Here is a 1,257-nt window from a genome sequence, read left to right on the forward strand (position 1 = left end):
CGTTTATTGAAAAGTGTAATCATGATGAGCTGGACTATGTTATAAAAGACTATTGGCAAGATGTATGGAATTATTCATTTATTATTACGAAAGATCCACACTTATCAGATGATATCACGCAAGATGTATTTATAAAGGTGTTTAAAAATTGGAATTCATTTCGAAAGGAGTCATCTATTAAAACGTGGATTTTAAAAATCACAAGAAATACGGCAATAAACTATTTGAAATCCTCCTATTTTAAAAGGATATCTTTAATAGGATTTTTTAGTGACGATAAGCAATCCCTGTCAGCAGAACAAGAATTTTTTAAGCAAGAAGAAATGAATGATGTGTGGAAGGTTGTATTAGAACTACCTAAAAAGCACCGTGAAATAATTATATTGGACGCAAAATATGAATTATCTTATGAAGAAATGGCTGAAACATTAGGAGTATCCATTGGAACTGTAAAATCGAGATTAAGTAGAGCGAGAAGTAAGGTTTCAAAATTAATAGGGGAGGGTAGTAGTGATGAACAATAAACAAAATCCTGACTGGTATAGAAAAATAAAAAAAGGGCCAATGGAGAATCGTAAAGATGAAGAAGAATTTATTTCTAAAATAAAGCAGTCTATATATGAAAATAATGAAGTGGATTTTGTAAAACATAAAAGACCATTTCGTAAAAAAGCATTACCTATTGTAGTTGTTTTGGTTTGTACAATGTTATTTTTCATTGTTCAACAACCTTGGCTTGATGATAATAAATCACCGGTACAAAGTAGTACTCAAATTAAGCCTAAAACAAAAGATGAGTCTGCTCAAGATCCATCATTAAAACAATTTATGAATGAACTATATCAAAGTACGAACTCAAAAAATGAAAATGACCTGTACAAAGCGTTAAATGATGAAGTTCTATTTAAAGGGAAGAGTTATAAGAAGGATGAACTGAAGTTTGATGAAGATATTTTTCATGAGTTGCAAGTCGCCCTTACAATGGGAGGAGAGTTTGCAAAAGATACAAAGCAAGTATATAAAGTACCAAGTGGATTGACAGAAAGTAACCAACCAAACCAAGCGCATTTTATATATGCAACTGTTACTGGAAATAAAACGAAAATTTTAGCTGAACCAAAGCGAGAATCACAAGTTTTATATGAAGTATCTAATGAAATGGTAAAAGCTTGGATTCCAGAAAAAGTACAGAATAATGGATATATAAAAATATCTACAATTAACGGTAATACTGGATATGTACAGAAAGAGTATGTT

At 30.7% G+C, this 1,257-nt stretch carries 2 protein-coding genes; both read left to right on the forward strand.

What is annotated here, in order from left to right:
* Nucleotides 1–524: RNA polymerase sigma factor (locus ABWK52_RS28265; protein ID WP_353772320.1), on the forward strand; the 524-nt coding region annotated here is incomplete at its 5' end.
* On the forward strand, nt 514–1,257 hold a 744-nt coding region (locus ABWK52_RS28270), incomplete at its 3' end, for an SH3 domain-containing protein (RefSeq protein ID WP_353772321.1). The genes ABWK52_RS28265 and ABWK52_RS28270, both read left to right, overlap by 11 nt.

The sequence above is a fragment of the Bacillus sp. AP50 genome (genome assembly GCF_040492675.1).
GTDB classification, from domain to species: Bacteria; Bacillota; Bacilli; order Bacillales; family Bacillaceae_G; genus Bacillus_A; species Bacillus_A cereus.